The organism is Luteimicrobium sp. NPDC057192 (assembly GCF_042670205.1).
Classification (GTDB): Bacteria; Actinomycetota; Actinomycetes; order Actinomycetales; family Cellulomonadaceae; genus Luteimicrobium.
The window spans coordinates 1-17,557 of the sequence record NZ_JBHUWD010000026.1 but is presented as its reverse complement, the minus strand read 5'-3'; the positions used below and the strand labels follow the sequence as shown (position 1 = coordinate 17,557).

General features: G+C 73.4%; 18 protein-coding genes. 10 read left to right on the top strand and 8 right to left on the bottom strand.

The window, feature by feature from the left end; genetic code table 11:
* Positions 1-464 precede the first annotated feature (464 nt).
* The 4 genes from ACFT5B_RS12855 to ACFT5B_RS12840 form a co-directional block, all read right to left on the bottom strand.
* Positions 465-1,370 carry an amino acid ABC transporter permease gene (locus ACFT5B_RS12855; RefSeq protein WP_386798811.1) on the bottom strand — a complete coding sequence of 302 codons (906 nt, stop codon included), beginning with the start codon at positions 1,368-1,370 and terminating at the stop codon, positions 465-467.
* On the bottom strand, positions 1,367-2,065 hold the full coding sequence (locus ACFT5B_RS12850; RefSeq protein ID WP_386798809.1) for an amino acid ABC transporter permease: 699 nt from the start codon (positions 2,063-2,065) through the stop codon (positions 1,367-1,369). Before ACFT5B_RS12850 ends, ACFT5B_RS12855 begins: the two co-directional genes overlap by 4 nt.
* A 115-nt stretch (positions 2,066-2,180) precedes the next feature.
* Positions 2,181-3,014: a glutamate ABC transporter substrate-binding protein gene (locus ACFT5B_RS12845; protein ID WP_386798807.1), complete on the bottom strand. Its 834-nt coding sequence runs from the start codon at positions 3,012-3,014 to the stop codon at positions 2,181-2,183.
* A gap of 62 nt (positions 3,015-3,076) precedes the next feature.
* The gene (locus ACFT5B_RS12840) at positions 3,077-3,832 is read right to left on the bottom strand and encodes an amino acid ABC transporter ATP-binding protein (RefSeq protein WP_386798805.1); all 756 of its coding nucleotides are present in this window, start codon (positions 3,830-3,832) and stop codon (positions 3,077-3,079) included.
* 149 nt (positions 3,833-3,981) lie between these two features.
* Here ACFT5B_RS12840 and miaB point away from each other — a divergent pair, with 149 nt between their 5' ends.
* Positions 3,982-5,598 carry a tRNA (N6-isopentenyl adenosine(37)-C2)-methylthiotransferase MiaB gene (gene miaB, locus ACFT5B_RS12835; protein ID WP_386798803.1) on the top strand — a complete coding sequence of 539 codons (1,617 nt, stop codon included), beginning with the start codon at positions 3,982-3,984 and terminating at the stop codon, positions 5,596-5,598.
* 22 nt (positions 5,599-5,620) lie between these two features.
* Here miaB and ACFT5B_RS12830 read toward each other — a convergent pair whose 3' ends face one another.
* Together ACFT5B_RS12830 and ACFT5B_RS12825 are read right to left on the bottom strand one after the other, a co-directional pair.
* Positions 5,621-6,145 carry a YbjN domain-containing protein gene (locus ACFT5B_RS12830; RefSeq protein ID WP_386798801.1) on the bottom strand — a complete coding sequence of 175 codons (525 nt, stop codon included), beginning with the start codon at positions 6,143-6,145 and terminating at the stop codon, positions 5,621-5,623.
* Complete coding sequence (locus ACFT5B_RS12825; RefSeq protein WP_386798799.1) at positions 6,142-6,804, bottom strand: YbjN domain-containing protein; 663 nt, start codon at positions 6,802-6,804, stop codon at positions 6,142-6,144. Before ACFT5B_RS12825 ends, ACFT5B_RS12830 begins: the two co-directional genes overlap by 4 nt.
* A gap of 78 nt (positions 6,805-6,882) precedes the next feature.
* On the opposite strand from ACFT5B_RS12825, the gene ACFT5B_RS12820 reads away from it, so the two are divergent.
* The 3 genes from ACFT5B_RS12820 to dapF are packed head-to-tail and all read left to right on the top strand — an operon-like array spanning position 6,883 to position 9,283.
* Entirely contained in the window at positions 6,883-7,338 is a 456-nt protein-coding gene (locus ACFT5B_RS12820) for a hypothetical protein (RefSeq protein WP_386798797.1), read from the top strand.
* On the top strand, positions 7,332-8,297 hold the full coding sequence (gene miaA, locus ACFT5B_RS12815) for a tRNA (adenosine(37)-N6)-dimethylallyltransferase MiaA (RefSeq protein WP_386798795.1): 966 nt from the start codon (positions 7,332-7,334) through the stop codon (positions 8,295-8,297). Before ACFT5B_RS12820 ends, miaA begins: the two co-directional genes overlap by 7 nt.
* Positions 8,294-9,283 carry a diaminopimelate epimerase gene (gene dapF, locus ACFT5B_RS12810; RefSeq protein WP_386798793.1) on the top strand — a complete coding sequence of 330 codons (990 nt, stop codon included), beginning with the start codon at positions 8,294-8,296 and terminating at the stop codon, positions 9,281-9,283. The genes miaA and dapF overlap by 4 nt, the downstream gene beginning before the upstream one ends.
* Here dapF and ACFT5B_RS12805 read toward each other — a convergent pair.
* Positions 9,255-9,893, bottom strand: coding sequence for a class I SAM-dependent methyltransferase (locus ACFT5B_RS12805; protein WP_386798791.1), 639 nt, complete (start codon positions 9,891-9,893; stop codon positions 9,255-9,257). The genes dapF and ACFT5B_RS12805 overlap by 29 nt on opposite strands.
* Positions 9,894-9,965: 72 nt before the next feature.
* On the opposite strand from ACFT5B_RS12805, the gene hflX reads away from it, so the two are divergent.
* The 3 genes from hflX (at position 9,966) to ACFT5B_RS12790 (ending at position 14,781) form a co-directional block, all read left to right on the top strand.
* Positions 9,966-11,519, top strand: a complete 1,554-nt coding sequence (hflX, locus tag ACFT5B_RS12800) for a GTPase HflX (RefSeq protein WP_386798788.1) — start codon at positions 9,966-9,968, stop codon at positions 11,517-11,519.
* Positions 11,520-11,616: 97 nt separating this feature from the next.
* Complete coding sequence (locus ACFT5B_RS12795) at positions 11,617-13,716, top strand: ATP-dependent DNA helicase (protein ID WP_386798786.1); 2,100 nt, start codon at positions 11,617-11,619, stop codon at positions 13,714-13,716.
* A gap of 42 nt (positions 13,717-13,758) precedes the next feature.
* On the top strand, positions 13,759-14,781 hold the full coding sequence (locus tag ACFT5B_RS12790; protein ID WP_386798784.1) for an L-lactate dehydrogenase: 1,023 nt from the start codon (positions 13,759-13,761) through the stop codon (positions 14,779-14,781).
* Positions 14,782-14,838: 57 nt separating this feature from the next.
* On the opposite strand, the gene lexA is transcribed toward ACFT5B_RS12790, so the two are convergent.
* Positions 14,839-15,597, bottom strand: coding sequence for a transcriptional repressor LexA (gene lexA, locus ACFT5B_RS12785; protein ID WP_386798781.1), 759 nt, complete (start codon positions 15,595-15,597; stop codon positions 14,839-14,841).
* Positions 15,598-16,094: 497 nt separating this feature from the next.
* On the opposite strand from lexA, the gene ACFT5B_RS12780 reads away from it, so the two are divergent.
* The 3 genes from ACFT5B_RS12780 to ACFT5B_RS12770 all read left to right on the top strand — a co-directional run bounded on the left by ACFT5B_RS12780 (position 16,095) and on the right by ACFT5B_RS12770 (position 17,502).
* The gene (locus ACFT5B_RS12780) at positions 16,095-16,268 is read left to right on the top strand and encodes a LysM peptidoglycan-binding domain-containing protein (protein ID WP_386798779.1); all 174 of its coding nucleotides are present in this window, start codon (positions 16,095-16,097) and stop codon (positions 16,266-16,268) included.
* 410 nt (positions 16,269-16,678) lie between these two features.
* On the top strand, positions 16,679-17,215 hold the full coding sequence (gene nrdR, locus ACFT5B_RS12775) for a transcriptional regulator NrdR (protein WP_386798895.1): 537 nt from the start codon (positions 16,679-16,681) through the stop codon (positions 17,213-17,215).
* A gap of 98 nt (positions 17,216-17,313) precedes the next feature.
* A complete protein-coding gene (locus ACFT5B_RS12770) occupies positions 17,314-17,502 on the top strand; it encodes a DUF5302 domain-containing protein (protein ID WP_386798777.1) in 189 nt (62 codons plus the stop codon).
* The last annotated feature ends 55 nt before the right edge of the window (positions 17,503-17,557 follow it).

Here is a 17,557-nt window from a genome sequence, read left to right as displayed (position 1 = left end):
CGCCCGCGTGGTCGGGTCCGGTGGGACGGCGACGCCCGCGTGGTTGGGTGCGCGGGTGGGTGCGGCGAGGTGGTTCGGGCTGTCGTGCTTCGGCCCTGGGGGCCGTGCGCACTCCTTGACGCCCTTCACCACCTCTCCGCACCCGCCCGCTCGGCCGTCGGTTCGCCTGCGTCCGCTCGACCGGCCGCGGTTCGCTCCGCCGTCGCCCGCGAACGGCGTTGCGTCCGCTCCGGGTTCGCCCTGTCGTCGGGCGCACCTTCACGCCGGAGAACCGGCCGCCGGTATACCTCGCGGGGTACCCCGCGTGGGCGGCCTACTTCACGGGTACTCCGTGTGAGGGGACCACTTCGCGGGTACCCCGCGTGGGGGCATGGGGACCGATGTGCGGGCGGTCCGTCGTGCCGGCCCGCTGCGCCCGAGGGCGCTGGACCGCTGCGTGCTGCGCTGAGCGCGGGGCGGAGCGGTCAGATGCGGCCACCCTCGCCGAGTCCGGTGATGGGGGTGACTCCGACGTCGGTGGCCACGGCGGTGGTCGCCGCGATGGCGCCCTGGCCGCCGCTGGTGCGGCGACGGCGCCGGCGGGCGCGGCCGGCCACGAGCGTCAGCAGGTAGTTCACGATGATGAAGATCACCGCGGCGACGAGCAGCGACTGGAGGATGTTGCCGTCCGCGGCGCCGAGGTGGCGTGCCTGCTGCAGCAGCTCGAGGTAGCCGATCGTGTAGCCGAGCGCCGAGTCCTTGAGCACGACGACGAGCTGGCTGAGGAGCGCCGGGAGCATCGCCGACAGGGCCTGCGGGACCTCGACGGTCCGCAGCGACTGACCCGAGCTCAGGCCGACGGCCAGCGCTGCCTCGCGCTGCCCGCGCGGCAGCCCGTGCACGCCGGAGCGCACCAGCTCCGCGACCACGGACCCGTTGTAGAGCATGAGCGAGACCACGACGGCCGCGAGCGGTACGTACGCGCTCTGGAACACGTTGTTCACCGCGAAGAAGAACGAGAAGAAGATCATCATCAGCAGCACGGGCACCGCGCGGAAGAACTCCACGACGACGCTCGAGACCCACCGGACCGTCCGGCTGGACGCGAGGCGCCCGAGCCCGAAGACGAGTCCGAAGATCAGCGCGAGGACGATCGCGATCGCGGCGGCCTTGAGCGTGTTCACGAGGCCCGGTAGCAGGAAGTTCGTCCAGGCGTCGGCGTGGAGGAACGGAGTCCACAGGTCGGCGGCGAACTGGCCGTTCTCCGCGAACCCGCGCACCACGATCGCGAGGATCGCGAGCACGACGAGCACGCCGACCACGTTGCCGATCATGATCGTGCGGCGCCCACGCGGACCGGGGGCGTCGAACAGGACGTTCTGCGTGCTCATCGCTTCACCGCCAGGCGTCGGGACAGGGACGTCGTCGCGAGACCGACGGGGATGACGAGGATCACGTACCCGAGCGCGAACGTCAGGAAGATCGCGACCATGAGGCTCGAGTTGAACTCGATCATGGTCTTCAGCAGGCTCGACGTCTCGGTCGCGACCCCGACGACGGACGCGATGGTCGAGTTCTTGGTCAGTGCGATCAGCGTGCTGCCCAGCGGGGCGATCGCGCCGCGGAACGCCTGCGGGAGGATGATCAGCCGTGCCGACGGGAGGAACGAGAGCCCGATGGACCGGGCGGCCTCGGCCTGGCCGATCGGGACGGTGTTCACGCCGGAGCGGATCGACTCGCACACGAACGACGCGGTGTACACGGACAGGCCGACGACGGCGAGCCGGAAGAAGTTCTTGTTGAAGTCGTCGGACAGCGTCACGTGCAGCTGGGCCCACACGCCGAGCGTGAGGAAGACCATGATGATCGTGAGCGGCGTGTTGCGGAAGATGTTGACGTACGCCGTCCCTGCCCAGCGCAGGCTGGGGATCGGCGAGATCCGGAACAGCGCGAGCACGGTGCCGAGGATGCCGGCGAACAGCGCGGACCAGAGCGTGAGCTGGATGTTGACCCAGAAGGCGCCGATGACGTCGTACTGGTCGAAGAGGTCGGCGAACTGCGAGACGAATCCGTCGCTCTGACTCACTCGTCCTCACCTCCGTCGGTGTCGTCGTTCGTGCGGCGCGCGTCCCGGCGCCCGGGCGGTCGCCGGGGCCCGCGTGCGCTCACGCGGGCCCCGGTTCCCGGCTTCCGTCCAGCCGTCAGGCGCAGGCCTCGGGCTTCGGCGGGTTCTTCGACGCGTCCGGCTTGTAACCGGTGCCCTCGAGGTTCGTGTCGAGGAACTTCTGCCACGAGCCGTCGTCGATCATCGACGTGATGGCGTCGTTGATCTTCTGGCAGGTCTTGTTGTCCTTCGGCAGGCCGACCCCGTAGTTCTCGGTGGTGAACGGCTTGCCGACGACCTTGACCTTGCCCTTGTTGGCGGGCTGGGCCGCGAGGCCGGCGAGGATGATGTCGTCGGTGGTGACGGCGTCGACCGCACCGGAGGTGAGGGCCGTGACGCACTCGGCGTAGCCCGGGTACTCGACCAGGTTCACCTTGTTGGCGTAGGTGTCCTTGATCTTCTGGGCCGAGGTCGAGCCGGTCACGGAGCAGAGCTTCTTGCCGTCGAGCGTGTCGGGCCCGGTGATGTCGGTGTTGTCGCTCTTGACGAGCAGGTCCTGCCCGGCGACGAAGTACGGGCCGGCGAAGGCGACCGTCTTCTTGCGCTCGTCGGTGATCGAGTAGGTCGCGACGATCATGTCGACCTGGTGCGTGGACAGGAGCGTCTCGCGCTGGGCGCTGGGCGACTCCTTCCAGGTGATCTGGTCGGCGTCGTAGCCGAGCTTCTTGGCGATGTACGTGGCCACGTCGACGTCGAAGCCGCTGTACTTGTCGCCGTCCTTGAACCCGAGGCCAGGCTGGTCGAACTTGATGCCGATGGTGATCTTGCCGTTGCCGCTGCCGCTGCCGCCGCCGTCGTCCGAGCCGCAGCCCGCGAGCGCGAGGGCCGAAGCCGCTGCGAGGGCGATCGCCCCCAGGAGTCGCTTGCGCATCGTGTTGTTCCCCTTCTGGTTGGTGAGAAAAAGGCGGACCGGCCGCCCGACCCTCGGCACGTCTAGTGCGGGAGGATCTTCGACAGGAAGTCCTTGGCGCGGGTGCTGCGGGGGTTCGTGAAGAACTCCTCGGGCGTCGCCTGCTCGACGAGCTGCCCGTCCGCCATGAAGACCACGCGGTTCGCGGCCTTGCGCGCGAACCCCATCTCGTGGGTGACGACGACCATCGTCATGCCGTCCCGCGCGAGCGAGACCATGACGTCGAGCACCTCGCCGACCATCTCGGGGTCCAGGGCGGAGGTGGGCTCGTCGAACAGGATGACCTTGGGGTGCATGGCCAGGGCCCGGGCGATCGCGACGCGCTGCTGCTGGCCGCCCGAGAGCTGCGCGGGAAGCTTGTCGGCCTGGTCCTTGACGCCCACGCGGTCGAGCAGCATCAGGGCTTCCTCGCGGGCCTCGGCCTTCTTCGTCCTGCGGACCTTGACCGGCCCGAGCATGACGTTCTCGAGCACCGTCTTGTGCGAGAACAGGTTGAACGACTGGAAGACCATCCCGACCTCGGAGCGGAGCCGCGCGAGCGCGCGTCCCTCCTGGGGCAGGGCCTCGCCGTCGAGCTCGATGACGCCGGAGTCGATGGGCTCGAGGCGGTTGATCGCGCGGCAGAGCGTCGACTTGCCGGAGCCCGACGGCCCGATGACGACGAGGACCTCGCCCTTGTCGACCTCGAGCTCGATGTCGCGCAGCACGTGCAGGTCGCCGAAGTGCTTGTTGACCCCGCTCAGCCGGACGAGCGGGGTGGTGGCCGACGTCACATCCATCCACCGAACATAGGCGATGCACGGCGTACCCGCCGGTAACGAAAGGTCACAACCCGGCAACAAGTCGACGGATGCCCCGAGTTCACCCAGGTCCGGGCAGGCCAGGAGCCGTACACGGCGGGTCGGAGCGGCACCGTACCCTGGTGGGGATGTCCACGCAGTCCCTGACCCAGCCCGTCGCCCTGCCGGCGCACCCCCGCACGTACGTCGTGCGCACCCTCGGGTGCCAGATGAACGTCCACGACTCCGAGCACATGGCCGGCATGCTCGAGGACGCCGGCTACGCGCGCGCGTCCGCCGAGGCGGAGGCGGCCGGCGAGGTGGACGTCGTCGTCATCAACACGTGCGCCGTCCGCGAGAACGCGGCCACCCGCCTGTACGGGAACCTGGGGCAGCTCGCGTCGGTCAAGGCCCAGCGCCCGGGCATGCAGATCGCGGTCGGCGGCTGCCTCGCCCAGAAGGACCGCGGCACGATCGTCTCCAAGGCGCCGTGGGTGGACGTGGTCTTCGGTACGCACAACCTCGACGCGCTGCCCGTCCTGCTGGAGCGCGCGCGCCACAACGAGGCGGCGCAGGTCGAGATCCACGAGTCGCTGCAGGTCTTCCCGTCGACGCTGCCGACGCGCCGCGAGTCTGTCTACGCGGGCTGGGTGTCCATCAGCGTGGGCTGCAACAACACGTGCACCTTCTGCATCGTGCCGCACCTGCGGGGCAAGGAGCGCGACCGTCGCCCGGGCGAGGTCCTCGCGGAGGTCGAGGCGCTCGTCGCGGCGGGCGCGATCGAGGTCACGCTGCTCGGCCAGAACGTCAACAGCTACGGCGTCGAGTTCGGTGACCGCGGCGCGTTCGCGAAGCTGCTGCGCGCGTGCGGCCGGGTCGAGGGGCTCGAGCGCGTCCGCTTCACCTCCCCGCACCCGGCGGCGTTCACCGACGACGTGATCGCCGCGATGGCCGAGACCCCGAACGTCATGCCGCAGCTCCACATGCCGCTGCAGTCGGGCTCGGACCGGGTCCTGCGGGCCATGCGCCGGTCGTACCGCTCGGAGCGCTTCCTCGGGATCATCGACAAGGTCCGGGCCGCCCTGCCCGACGCCGCGATCACGACCGACATCATCGTCGGCTTCCCCGGCGAGACCGAGGAGGACTTCGCCGAGACGATGCGCGTGGTCGAGGCCAGCAGGTTCAGCTCTGCCTTCGTCTTCCAGTACTCGCGCCGTCCTGGCACCCCTGCCGCGGACCTGCCGGAGCTCCCCAAGGACGTGATCCAGGACCGGTTCGAGCGGCTGCTCGCGCTCCAGGAGCGGATCAGCGCCGAGGAGTCCGAGCGCCAGGTCGGCCGCACGGTCGAGGTGCTCGTCATGGAGGGCGACGGCCGCAAGGACGGCGAGACGCACCGCGTCAGCGGCCGTGCCGCCGACAACCGCCTCGTCCACGTCGCCCTGCCCCCCGCGCTCGCGCGGCTCGCCCGGACCGGCGCGGAGGGCAAGAGCGACCCGCGGCTCGTCGAGGGCACGCCCCTGCCGCGCCCCGGAGACCTGCTCACGGTCGAGGTGACGCACGGCGCCCCGCACCACCTCCTCGCGGACTCCGCGACGAGCGGCGGTCCGTTCGAGGTCCGCCGGACCCGCTCGGGCGACGCGTGGGTGCAGCGCGAGCGCGCCCGGGCCGGTCTCGGCGGCGACGAGCACGCGCACGCCCACGGTGGGGCCGCCACGCCCGGACAGCCCGTGCTGCTCGGGATGCCGACGCTGACGTCGCGCGCCTGAGGACACGCGACCAGACGCTCCGCTAGTCCTCCGGCTCGTCGTCGGGCGGGGGGAGCAGGGTCCCGAGCGACGAGAACACCTGGACGCCGGTGCCCAGCCCGCACGAGACCACCTGGCCGAGCTGGTCGCCCGTCGCGCCGTGCTCGAGGTCGACCGAGACCTCCGCGTAGACGGCGAGCCGGTCGCCCTCCTCGCGCGTGTACACCTTGGGCCAGATCCGTTCTCGGTTCCAGTCGTTCATGGCCTGCAGGAGGGCGAGGCGGGCCTCGGGCGGGACGGTGCGCTCCCAGCGTCCGCGGACCTGCAGGACGTGCTGCTCGGGCCCCAGCAGCATGAACCAGAAGCGGTGCCCCTCCCAGGTGCCGGTGATGTCGCCGTCCTCGTCGACGCGGAACCGGTAGCCCTTGCGCGTGAGGAACGTGCCGACCCGGTCCATGGTCGCGGGCGTGGGCAGCTCGGCGTCCCCGCGCACGCGCGGCGCCTCCGCGGTCTTGGGCCGGTTGCCGAACAGACGGGCGAGCCAGCCGGTCTGGTTGCCGCCGCTCACGGTGCGCTCCGCAGGGGGTCGGGGTAGGTCTCGTCGAGGGAGTCGAAGAACACCGACGCCGTCGACAGCCCGCACTGGAGCACGTCGGCGAGCTGGTCGTCGTTGGCACCGAACTCGAGGTCGACGGTGACCTCCGTGTAGACCTGCACGAGCCCGTTGTCGCGGACGCGCGTGTACGCCTTGGGCCAGATCCGGTCCGCGTTCCACTCGTTGCACAGCTCGAGGATCTCCTCGAGGCGCTCGATCGTGACCTCGCGGTTCCACTGCCCGCGGACCTGCACGATCTCCTCGTGCTCGCCGAAGAGCAGGAAGTAGAACAGGCGGCCCTGCCACAGCCCGCCGACGTCGCCCTCGGAGTCGACGAAGTAGGAGAACCCGCCCGCGAGCAGCCAGTCGACGACGCGCGCCCGGTCGACCGGCGCCGGCGCGAGGTCGGCGACGGCGAGCTGGACGGGGTCGTGGCCGCCCGCGCCGTCCGTCGCACGCGCTGCCGTGACGTCCCCCGTCGCATCGAGCCCGAGCCGCGCCGCGGTCGCGTCGTCGAGCCGCTCGCGCCGCATCCGGCCCGAGCCCCGCTGCGCCCGGCCGCCGGACGGGCCCGGACCGTCCGGTCCGCCGTCCCTGCGACCGAACGGTCGCCGCCACTCGAAGTGCCCCACGGATCCACCGTACCCGCCGGACCCCTGCGGGGCGTGCGCCGGGCGGGTCGCGGGCGGCGGGTGTCGTAGTCTCGCGCCATGACGACCGAGCACGCCGCCGCCGGCCTCGTGCGGACCGGCGCCGACGCACTCGCGCGCGTGCGGGTACCGGGTGACGCGACGCTCGTCCCCGGGGTCGCGGGCCGCGGGCACGACGCCGCAGCGGCCGGCGCGCTGGTGGACGAGCTCCGCGCCGCGCTGCGGGACGCCGTCGGGGTGCGGGTCGTGGTCGACGGGGCGGACGACGCTGCCGCCGCGGCGTGGACGCGTCCTGTCCCGGACCCGGGTGCTCAGGGCGTCGACGCCGCAGCGGTCGCATGGCGCTTCACCGGCAACGACGACGCCGCCGCCCCCCGAGCCGGCGTCGCCGCGACCGTCGCCCTCCTCGCGCTCGGCGCAGCCGGGTGGGACACACCCGTCGAGGTCCTGGACGTGCCGTCCGGGCATCGGGCGGCCCGCGCCGGTGCCGTCGTCCACGTGGAGCGCGCGTGCTGATCGTCGCCGTCGTCGGACCGACCGCGACCGGCAAGTCCGACCTCGCGCTCGACCTCGCCGAGCGCCTGGGGGAGCGGGCGCCCGGCGGTGCGGAGATCGTCAACGCCGACGCCTACCAGCTCTACCGCGGCATGGACATCGGCACCGCGAAGGTCCCGGCCCCGGAGCGTCGCGGCATCGTCCACCACCAGCTCGACGTGATCGAGCCCGAGGAGGACGCCTCCGTGGCGCGCTACCAGGAGGCGGCGCGTGCGGACCTCGCGGCGATCGAAGGCCGGGGGGCTCGCGCCGTCGTCGTCGGCGGGTCGGGGCTCTACGTCCGGGCGCTGCTCGACGCGATGGACTTCCCGGGGACCGACCCGCGCGTGCGCGCGGAGCTGGAGGAGCGGGCCGGGCGCGAGGGTGCGCGGGCCCTGCACGACGAGCTGGTCCGCGCCGACCCGCAGGCGGCCGCGTCGATCGGGCCCCGCAACGTCCGGCGCCTCGTACGGGCCCTCGAGGTGATCGCGATCACCGGCGAGCCCTACACGGCCAACCTGCCGCGGCAGGAGTACGTCCTGCCGACCGTCCAGCTCGGGCTCGACAGCGACCGTGCCACGCTCGACGCCCGCGTCGCCGGACGCGTCGAACGCATGTGGGACGAGGGGCTCGTCGACGAGGTGCGGGCCCTCGCGCCCCGCCTCGGCCGGACCGCCGCGCGCGCCGTCGGGTACGCCGAGGTCCTGGCCGCCCTGCGCGGTGAGACCGACGAGGCCGCCGCGCGCGAGGCCGTCACCGCGAACACCCGGCGGCTCGCCCGCAAGCAGATGGGCTGGTTCGGACGTGACCCGCGCGTGCACTGGCTCGACGCCCAGGCGCCGGACCTGTTCGCACGCGCGCTCGAGGTCGTCGAGGCCGCCGACGCCGGGACCGCCCCGGAGCCTGGGGACGGCCCGGTCCGCCGTAGTCTGGGGTCATGACCGGGACGCACGAGACGCCCGACGAGCTGCCGTTCGTCAAGGGCCACGGGACGCGCAACGACTTCGTGCTCGTCGCCGACCCCGACGGCCGCCTCGACCTCACCGCCGACCTCGTCCGGCGCCTCGCGGACCGGCGCTCGGGGGTGGGCGCGGACGGTGTCATCCGCCTGGCGCCGTCCGCGAGCCTGCCCGAGGGCGCGGCCGTGCTCGCCGAGGACCCCGCCGCCGTGTGGTTCATGGACTACCGCAACGCCGACGGCTCGGTCGCCGAGATGTGCGGCAACGGGGTCCGCGTGTTCGCGGCGTTCGCGGAGCTCCTCGACCTCGTCGACCTCTCGGACGGGAGCACGCTCGCCGTCGGGACGCGCGCGGGCGTCAAGCGCGTCGTCCGTGAGGCGAACGGCTGGTACGCCGTCGACATGGGCCCGTGGACGTTCCCCGGCGGGGACGACGCCGTCGCTCGCGGTGCCGACGCTCAGGTCGCCGTCCACGGGTGGCGCGCCGCCCGGCCGGCGCTCAGCGTCGACCTCGGCAACCCGCACACGGTCGTGGCGCTCGCGGACGCGACGGAGCTCGAGGAGCTCGACCTCACCGTCCAGCCCCAGGTCCAGCCCGTCCCGCCGCACGGGACGAACGTCGAGCTCGTCGTGCCCCTGGGCGAGGAGGAGACCGCGGACGGCTCCGTGGGCCGCGTGCGCATGCGCGTGTTCGAGCGCGGCGTGGGGGAGACGGAGTCCTGCGGGACCGGCACCTGCGCTGCGGCGCTCGCGGTGCGCGCGTGGGCCGGGCCGGGCTCGCCCGACACCTGGCTGGTGGACATCCCCGGCGGGACGGTCCGCGTGCGGGCGCTCCCCGGGGGTCGCGTCGAGCTCGCGGGGCCGGCCGTGCTGTCCTACGCCGGACGGTTCCCGCTGGACGGCGGTGCGCCGGACGCGCGGGCCCTCGTGACCGCCGACGTCAGCGCTGGTGCACCCGCAGCACCCTGAACCCCTTCGCGGACGCGGCGCGCTCGATCGTCGCGCCCTCCTGGTGCTCGGCCAGCCAGTCGGCCAGCCACCCCTGCAGCGAGTCGGCGCCGAGGTTGCGCTGGACCACGAGCCACGCGTCGCCGCCGGCTCGCAGTCGCGGCAGCCAGCGCGCGAGGAGCGCGTGCAGCGCCTCCTTGCCGACGCGGATGGGCGGGTTGGACCAGATCGTGTCGAAGCGCACGTCGTCCGGGACGTCGTCGGGCAGGCGGGCCTCGACCGCGACGCCCAGCCGTGCGGCGTTGCGCGCCACGAGGTCGAGCGAGCGCTCGTTGACGTCGACGGCCCAGACCCGGGTCGCCGCGAGCGCGCGGTCGCGGGCCTCGAGGGCCATCGTCAGCGCCACCGGGCCCCAGCCGCAGCCCAGGTCGAGGACGTCCGCCGCGTCCGCGGGGAGGTCGGGGACCGTGCGCAGCAGCACCTGCGTCCCGAGGTCCACGCGGCCCGGCGAGAAGACGCCGCCCGCCGTCTCGACCTCGACGTCGCGCCCCGCGAGCCGGACCGTCAGCGCCCGTCGCTCGTCCGACGACGCCGGCCGGGCCGTGAAGTAGTGGTCCGGCTGCTCGCTCATAGCGGACGAGTCTACAAACGGCTGGCAGGGGTGGGCGCCGGCGTGGGATCCTAGGGGGGACGAGAGGACTGCATGACACCCACCCCTGAGAACCGTCCCGAGACGCCCGCGGAGACCGACGTGGCCCGGGATGCACGCACCGACGACGTGGACGCCACCGCGCGCGCCGTCGTCGCCCGGGTCCTCGCCCGCGCCGGCACCGCCGTCGACGAGGGCGCGACCCGCCACACCGCCGCCGACGGCGAGCAGCTCGACCTCGAGGAGCGCAGCGCGCTGCGCCGTGTCGCCGGGCTGTCGACCGAGCTCGAGGACGTCACCGAGGTCGAGTACCGCTCGCTGCGGCTCGAGCGGGTCGTCCTCGTCGGCCTGTTCTCCCGCGACGCCGCCGACGCCGAGGTCTCGCTCCGTGAGCTCGCCGCGCTCGCGGAGACCGCCGGCTCGCAGGTGCTCGACGGCGTCCTGCAGCGCCGCCACAACCCCGACCCCGGCACGTACCTCGGCCAGGGCAAGGCCGCGGAGCTCGCGGCGATCGTCCTCGAGACCGGGGCCGACACGGTCGTGGTCGACGGCGAGCTCGCGCCTTCCCAGCGCCGCGCGCTCGAGGACATCGTCAAGGTCAAGGTCGTCGACCGGACGGCGCTGATCCTCGACATCTTCGCCCAGCACGCCAAGTCCAAGGAGGGCAAGGCGCAGGTCGAGCTCGCGCAGCTCGAGTACCTGCTCCCGCGCCTGCGCGGCTGGGGCGACTCGATGTCCCGCCAGGCGGGCGGCCAGGTCGGCTCGGGCGGCGCGGGCATGGGCTCGCGCGGCCCCGGCGAGACGAAGATCGAGCTCGACCGCCGCCGCATCCGCAACCGGATGGCCAAGCTGCGCCGCCAGATCGCGGGGATGGCCCCGGCGCGCGAGGCCAAGCGCGCGTCCCGCAAGCGCAACGCCGTGCCGTCGGTGGCGATCGTCGGCTACACGAACGCCGGCAAGTCGTCGCTCCTCAACGCCCTCACGGGTGCGGGCGTGCTCGTCGAGAACGCGCTCTTCGCAACCCTCGACCCGACCGTGCGCCGGGCCCGGACGCCCGACGGCCGCGCCTACACGCTCGCCGACACCGTCGGGTTCGTGCGGCACCTGCCGCACCAGCTCGTCGAGGCGTTCCGCTCCACGCTCGAGGAGGCCGGCGACGCCGACCTGCTGCTGCACGTCGTCGACGCCAGCCACCCCGACCCCGAGGGGCAGATCGCGGCCGTGCGGGAGGTCCTCGCCGACGTGCCGGGCGCGCTCGACGTGCCCGAGATCGTCGTGCTCAACAAGGCCGACGCCGCCGACCCCGAGGTCGTCGCGCGCGTGCGCCGCCGGGAGGCCGACGCCGTCCTCGTGTCCGCCCACACGGGGCAGGGCGTCGAGCACCTGCTCGAGCGGGTCGCAGCGGCGCTGCCGCAGCCGGGGGAGCGCGTGGACGTCGTCGTGCCCTACGACCGCGGGGACCTGGTGAGCCGGGTGCACGCGGACGGGCAGATCGAGCACGAGGAGCACACCGCCGACGGCACCGAGCTCCGTGCCCGCGTGGACGCCGCGCTGGCCGCGGAGCTCCGCTCGGTGAGCGTCGGCGCGTCCACGGGCTCGCTCGCCTGACGCCGTCCGCGGCCGACGCGGTGCGTCCGGGTCGCTCCCCGTCCACAGGCTGCACCGCGCGGCGCCGCGGGTGGGAGGCCGCTCGTAGACTCGCCGGGTGCCCCCGACCGTGACTCCCGACGCGACCAGCCCGACCACCCGACCGGCGTCGCCCGCGGGCGAGGCGCGGCCGGACCCCGAGATCGACGCCCTGCTCGACGTCGCCGTCGGTGCTCTCGGCGGAGCGCCCCGCGAGGGGCAGGCCCGCATGGCGCAGGCCGTCGCCGAGGCGGTGCGTTCCGGCGAGCACCTGCTCGTCCAGGCGGGCACCGGCACCGGCAAGTCGCTGGGCTACCTCGTCCCCGCGGTCCGGCACGCCGTGACGACGGACGAGCGCGTCGTCGTCTCCACGGCCACGCTCGCCCTGCAGCGCCAGGTGCTCACGCGGGATCTGCCGCTCGTGGCCGACGCGCTCGCGCCGCGGCTGCCGCGGCCGCCGCGCATCGCGCTCCTCAAGGGCTGGCACAACTACGCGTGCAAGCACAAGGTCGAGGGCGGCTACCCGGTCGACGAGGGCGGCACCCTGTTCGACCTCGAGCCGTCGGGTGCTGCCGACCATCCCGCGGCCGACGGCGGCGGCGACGCTACCGCACCGGCGTCGGGCGGGCGCGAGCCGCGGGGGCGGCGCGGCGGGCGCTCGCTCGCCGACGAGGTCCGGGCCGCGCGCGCGTGGATCGAGGAGACCGACTCCGGCGATCGCGACGAGCTCGTGCCGGGTGTGAGCGACCGCGCGTGGCGGCAGGTGTCGGTGACGGCGCTCGAGTGCCTCGGCACCCGCTGCCCGCTGCTCGCGGAGTGCTTCCCGGAGCGAGCGCGGCAGGCGGCCCGCGAGGCGGACGTCGTCGTCACGAACCACGCGATGCTCGGTGTCGCGGCCTCCGGCTCCCCGGGCGCGCTGCCCGAGCACCACGTGCTCGTCGTCGACGAGGCGCACGAGCTCGCCGACCGCGTGACCGCGCAGGCGACCGTCGAGCTGTCGGTCCCCGCGATCGAGCACGCCGCGCGGCTCGCGCGCCGGCACGGGGGCATCGCCACCGAGGCGCTCGACACGGCCACCCAGACGTTCGGCGCGCTCGTGGCCCAGCTCCCGGCCGAGCGGTACCCCCACGGACTGCCCGACGACGCCCGCCTGGCCGTGGCCGCCGTCCGCGACGGGCTCCGGACGCTCCAGTCGGCGCTCAAGCCCGACCCGCAGGCCAAGGGCGAGTCGGGCTCGGGGCTCAAGATGGCCCAGGCCGCCGTGCTCGCCGTGTTCGAGGTGGCGGAACGGCTCGCAGCAGACCCCGACGGTCACGACGTCGTCTGGTGCGCGCGCGCCGGCGACTTCGGCTCCGGCCCCGCCGTCTCGACGTTGTACGCCGCGCCGCTCGGGGTCGCCGGGCTCATCCGCAGCCAGCTCCTCGCGGACCGCACGGGCGTGTTCACGTCGGCGACGCTCGAGCTCGGCGGATCGTTCGACTCCGCCGCGCGGTCGCTCGGCCTCGTCGCCGACGGCGTGTCCTGGCGCGGCCTCGACGTGGGCAGCCCGTTCGACTACGCCCGGCAGGGCATCCTCTACGTCGCGCGCCACCTCGACCCGCCGGGGAGGCAGGCGAGCGAGGCGCACCTCGCCGAGCTCGAGCGGCTCGTGCGCGCCGCCGGGGGACGCACGCTCGGGCTGTTCTCGTCGCGGCGAGCGGCAGAGGAGGCCGCCGAGGCGCTGCGCGACCGGCTCGAGGTGCCGATCCTGTGCCAGGGGGACGACCAGCTCCCGACGCTCGTGCGGGAGTTCGCCGCCGACGAGGAGACGTGCCTGTTCGGCACGCTGTCCTTGTGGCAGGGGGTCGACGTCCCCGGCCCGTCGCTGTCGCTGGTCGTCATCGACCGCATCCCGTTCCCGCGCCCCGACGACCCGGTCCGGTCCGCGCGCTCCGAAGCCGTCGACGCCGGTGGCGGGAACGGCTTCATGCAGGTCTCCGCGACGCACGCCGCGCTGCTGCTCGCGCAGGGGGCCGGGCGTCTCGTGCGGTCGACGACCGACCGGGGCGTCGTGGCGGTGCTCGACTCGCGCCTCGCGCGCGCTCGCTACGGCACGTTCCTGCAGCGCTCCATGCCGGGCTTCTGGCCGACACAGGACCCGGCTCTGGTTGCCTCTGCGCTGGAGCGGTTGCGCTCCTAGGCTGGGCGCGGCGGACACGTCACCTGACCGAGAGGCGGCACGATGGCACCGAGCGCAGCACCAGGGATCACCGGCGGGCACCCCGAGAACGCGGCGGCGTCCGGGACACGGCCCGAAGGGCGCCCGTCGAAGGTCTCCATCGTCGGGGCGGGCGCCGTGGGCGCCACGACGGCCTACGCGATGCTCATGCGCGGTGCCGCCCGTAACGTCGCGCTGCTCGACGTCAACAAGGCCAAGGTCGACGCCGAGGTGCTCGACCTCCAGCACGGCATCCAGTTCATGCCGCAGGCCAACGTCGAGGGCTCCGACGACGTCGCCGTGTGCGCGGGCTCGGACGTCGTCGTGGTGACGGCGGGCGCGAAGCAGAAGCCCGGCCAGACGCGGATGGACCTCGCAGGCGACACGATCGCCCTGATGCAGAAGATCCTGCCCGGCCTGCTCGAGGTCGCCCCGAACGCGATCTACCTCATGGTCACCAATCCGGTCGACGTCGTGACCTACGCCGCCCTGCGTTACTCGGGGCTTCCCCCGAACCAGCTGTTCGGCTCGGGCACCGTCCTCGACTCCTCGCGGCTGCGCTTCCTCGTCGCCGAGCGCGCGGGCGTCGCCGTGCAGAACGTCCACGCCTACATCGCGGGGGAGCACGGCGACTCGGAGATCCCGCTGTGGAGCTCCGCGACGATCGGCGGCATCCCGCTCCGCGACTGGCCGGGTGTGGGCGGGCTCCTGCCGCTGACCGACACCGACCTCGAGCGGATGCACCACGAGGTCGTGCACTCGGCGTACGAGATCATCGCAGGCAAGGGGGCGACCAACTACGCGATCGCCCTCGCGGCCACGAGGATCGTCGAGGCCGTCCTGGACGACCAGCACACCGTGCTCCCCGTGAGCTCGCTTCTCCAGGACTACGACGGCCTCAGCGACGTCTGCCTGTCGGTCCCGTCCGTCGTCGACCGCACCGGGGTCCGGGAGACGATCCCGACGCCGATGTCCGACGCGGAGCGTGCCGGGCTCCGGGCGTCCGCCGACGCGCTCCGGGCCGCGGCCAGGACGTTCGGCCTCTGAGACAGGGACTGCCGTCCGCTGACGCGGAGCCCGCCCGGCGGGACGGCCGGGCGGGCGTCAGACGCTGCGCAGCACGCTGACGACCCGCCCGAGGACCTGGGACTCGTCGCCCGGGATCGGCTCGTAGGCGGCGTTGTGCGGCACGAGCCACACGTGGCCGCCGGTGCGCTTGAACGTCTTGACCGTGGCCTCGCCGTCGATCATCGCGGCGACGATCTCCCCGTTCTCGGCGACGTTCTGCCGACGGACGACCACCCAGTCGCCGTCGCAGATCGCCGCGTCGATCATGGAGTCCCCGACGACGCGCAGGAGGAAGAGCTCGCCCTCCCCGACGAGCTGGCGCGGGAGCGGGAACACGTCCTCGACGACCTGCTCCGCGAGGATCGGGCCGCCCGCCGCGATCCGCCCCACGACCGGGACGTAGGCGGGGGTCTGCGGGAGCTCGGTGACCTCGGCGACGGCGAACGCGGAGTCCTGCGTGAGCGGCGGGATCGCGCGCGAGTCGTCGGGCTGGACGACCTCGATGGCGCGCGGGCGGTTCGGGTCGCGTCGCAGGTAGCCCTTGCGCTCGAGCGCGGTGAGCTGGTGCTTGACGCTGGACGGGCTGGTCAGCCCGACCGCCTCGCCGATCTCGCGCATGCTCGGCGGGTAGCCGCGCTCCTCGACGGAGGCGCGGATGGTGTCGAGCACGAGGCGCTGGCGCCGGGTCAGGCCGTCGGGTCCGGTGGGGGCTTGCGTGAGGGACCGGACGGTCGCGAGGGCGCCGTCGTCGCCCTCGCCCGGTCCGCGCGTCGTGCCGGTGGTGCCGCTGGCCATGCCGTCCTCCTTGCCGGCCCGTAGGCCCTGCGTCGACGCTCCTTGTCCCGTGCTGCCTGGTCGACGCCGCCCCGTCGCGCAGCCTCACGCGAGCGCGGCCCCGACCTGTGTCCCACCGTAGGGCACCTGACGTGCAGTTTCAAACATGTGTTCGAGCGTGTCTCGACATCTGTCGGGAGCTCGTGCTAAGAATCGTACAGACGTTCGACGTACAGGTGTTCGAAGAATCCGCTTCAGAGCGGGTCGGTGCGGCGGGCGGTACGGCATTGTCGGGACGAGCGGTGAGGTGTGGCATGAGTGCGACGGTGAGCTGGCCTCTCGGGGCGGACGGGACGACGCGCCGCGTGGAGCGGGGGCGCGACGGCACCCGTCCCGGCCCTCTGCGACTCACGCGCCGGGGTCGTGTGGTTCTGGGGATCGCCGCGTTCGTGCTCGCGTGCACCGGCGTCGTCGCGACGGGCGGCGCCCAGGCGAGTGGGCCCCACCGAGGTGTCGAGGTGACGCGCCACGTCGTCCAGCCCGGCGAGACCCTGTGGGCTCTCGCGAGCTCCGTGGCGAGCTCGCGCGAGGACCTGCGTGACGTGGTCGTGGAGATCGAGAGGCTCAACAACCTCGATGGTGCCGGGCTGCGTGCCGGCGAGCAGCTGCTCCTCCCGGTCGCCCGCGGGTGAGGCTCTTCGCGCCCTCGGTGCCGGGTGAGGTTCGGTCAGGCTCCTCGCGGCGGCTTGCGCAGCCGGGTGAGGTTCGCCTAAGTTAGTCATGCCTTACCTGCTGGCTGGGGGGTCAGGAGCAAGGTGTCGACCCATCGGGTCGGCGTGCACGTCCGCGTGTGGCGAGGCGAGTCGCGATACGCGCAGGGGACGGGGGCGTCCCGGCGGGGACGGCTGCTGCGGCGGCCGTCCCCGTTCTCGTGGCAGCGGGCCCCCGGTCCCCGGCACTGGGCTGATCCTGACCAGGGCTGACATTCCGGTTCGTGTCGGTGGTGCGTCCGAGGACGATGCTGCCCGACACCGCTCGAAGTTGTTCGACAGGCTTTAGTAGGTTGAGCACCGTCCCCCCGGCCTACCTCTGGAGCCCGCTCATGCACTGCCCCTTCTGTCGGCACCCCGACTCGCGCGTCGTGGACTCGCGCACGTCGGACGACGGCCAGTCGATCAGGCGCCGGCGGCAGTGCCCGCACTGCGGCAGGCGCTTCACGACGATCGAGACGGCCAGCCTGTCCGTCGTGAAGCGGTCGGGCGCGACGGAGCCCTTCAGCCGCGACAAGATCGTCGGCGGCGTCCGGAAGGCGTGCCAGGGCCGCCCGGTGTCGGAGGACGACCTGGCGCTCCTGGCCCAGCGGGTGGAGGAGACCCTGCGGAGCTCGGGCTCCGCCGAGCTCGACGCGTACGAGATCGGTCTGGCGATCCTCGGGCCGCTGCGCGAGCTCGACGAGGTCGCCTACCTGCGCTTCGCGAGCGTGTACCAGGGTTTCGACTCGCTCGAGGACTTCGAGGCGGCGATCACCTCGCTCCGGGTCGACCGGGAGCGACGGGACGAGCCCGCGGCTGCGGACGGCGACGCTCCGGGAGCCGCGGAGGTGTCGTCGTCGCCGGCCACGGAGGCGGAGGACCGGTAGGGCCTCCCGGCCGGTCGGACCCGGTCCGGACTCGATTTCCCGTGGCGCGGGCCCCCGCGTCACGGCAGGCTAGGGGGATCCGACGGAGGAGGAGCGACATGAGCGACCCCGGACATCAGTCCGACGAGGAGGTCGACGCGGTCAAGGCGAAGTTCCGCGAGGCACTCGACCGCAAGAAGGCGGCCCAGCACACCAGCGCGTCGGACGGTGCGCGCGACCGCGGTGCCGTGCACGGGTCGGAGACGCAGGGGCCGGTGCGGCGCGAGTTCCGGCGCAAGTCGGGCTGAGCCGCACGTCGGGCCGCTCGCGCGGCCCCGGGACGAACGAGGGCGGGTGGTCACG

Excerpts from the sequence above, each read along its gene's own strand:
- hflX (WP_386798788.1), top strand. The coding sequence starts at position 9,966 with ATGACACCCACCCCTGAGAACCGTCCCGAGACGCCCGCGGAGACCGAC.
- dapF (WP_386798793.1), top strand. The coding sequence starts at position 8,294 with ATGACCGGGACGCACGAGACGCCCGACGAGCTGCCGTTCGTCAAGGGC.
- ACFT5B_RS12790 (WP_386798784.1), top strand. The coding sequence starts at position 13,759 with ATGGCACCGAGCGCAGCACCAGGGATCACCGGCGGGCACCCCGAGAAC.
- ACFT5B_RS12845 (WP_386798807.1), bottom strand. The coding sequence starts at position 3,014 with ATGCGCAAGCGACTCCTGGGGGCGATCGCCCTCGCAGCGGCTTCGGCC.
- miaB (WP_386798803.1), top strand. The coding sequence starts at position 3,982 with ATGTCCACGCAGTCCCTGACCCAGCCCGTCGCCCTGCCGGCGCACCCC.
- ACFT5B_RS12770 (WP_386798777.1), top strand. The coding sequence starts at position 17,314 with ATGAGCGACCCCGGACATCAGTCCGACGAGGAGGTCGACGCGGTCAAG.
- ACFT5B_RS12855 (WP_386798811.1), bottom strand. The coding sequence starts at position 1,370 with ATGAGCACGCAGAACGTCCTGTTCGACGCCCCCGGTCCGCGTGGGCGC.
- nrdR (WP_386798895.1), top strand. The coding sequence starts at position 16,679 with ATGCACTGCCCCTTCTGTCGGCACCCCGACTCGCGCGTCGTGGACTCG.
- ACFT5B_RS12805 (WP_386798791.1), bottom strand. The coding sequence starts at position 9,893 with ATGAGCGAGCAGCCGGACCACTACTTCACGGCCCGGCCGGCGTCGTCG.
- lexA (WP_386798781.1), bottom strand. The coding sequence starts at position 15,597 with ATGGCCAGCGGCACCACCGGCACGACGCGCGGACCGGGCGAGGGCGAC.
- ACFT5B_RS12820 (WP_386798797.1), top strand. The coding sequence starts at position 6,883 with ATGACGACCGAGCACGCCGCCGCCGGCCTCGTGCGGACCGGCGCCGAC.
- ACFT5B_RS12840 (WP_386798805.1), bottom strand. The coding sequence starts at position 3,832 with ATGGATGTGACGTCGGCCACCACCCCGCTCGTCCGGCTGAGCGGGGTC.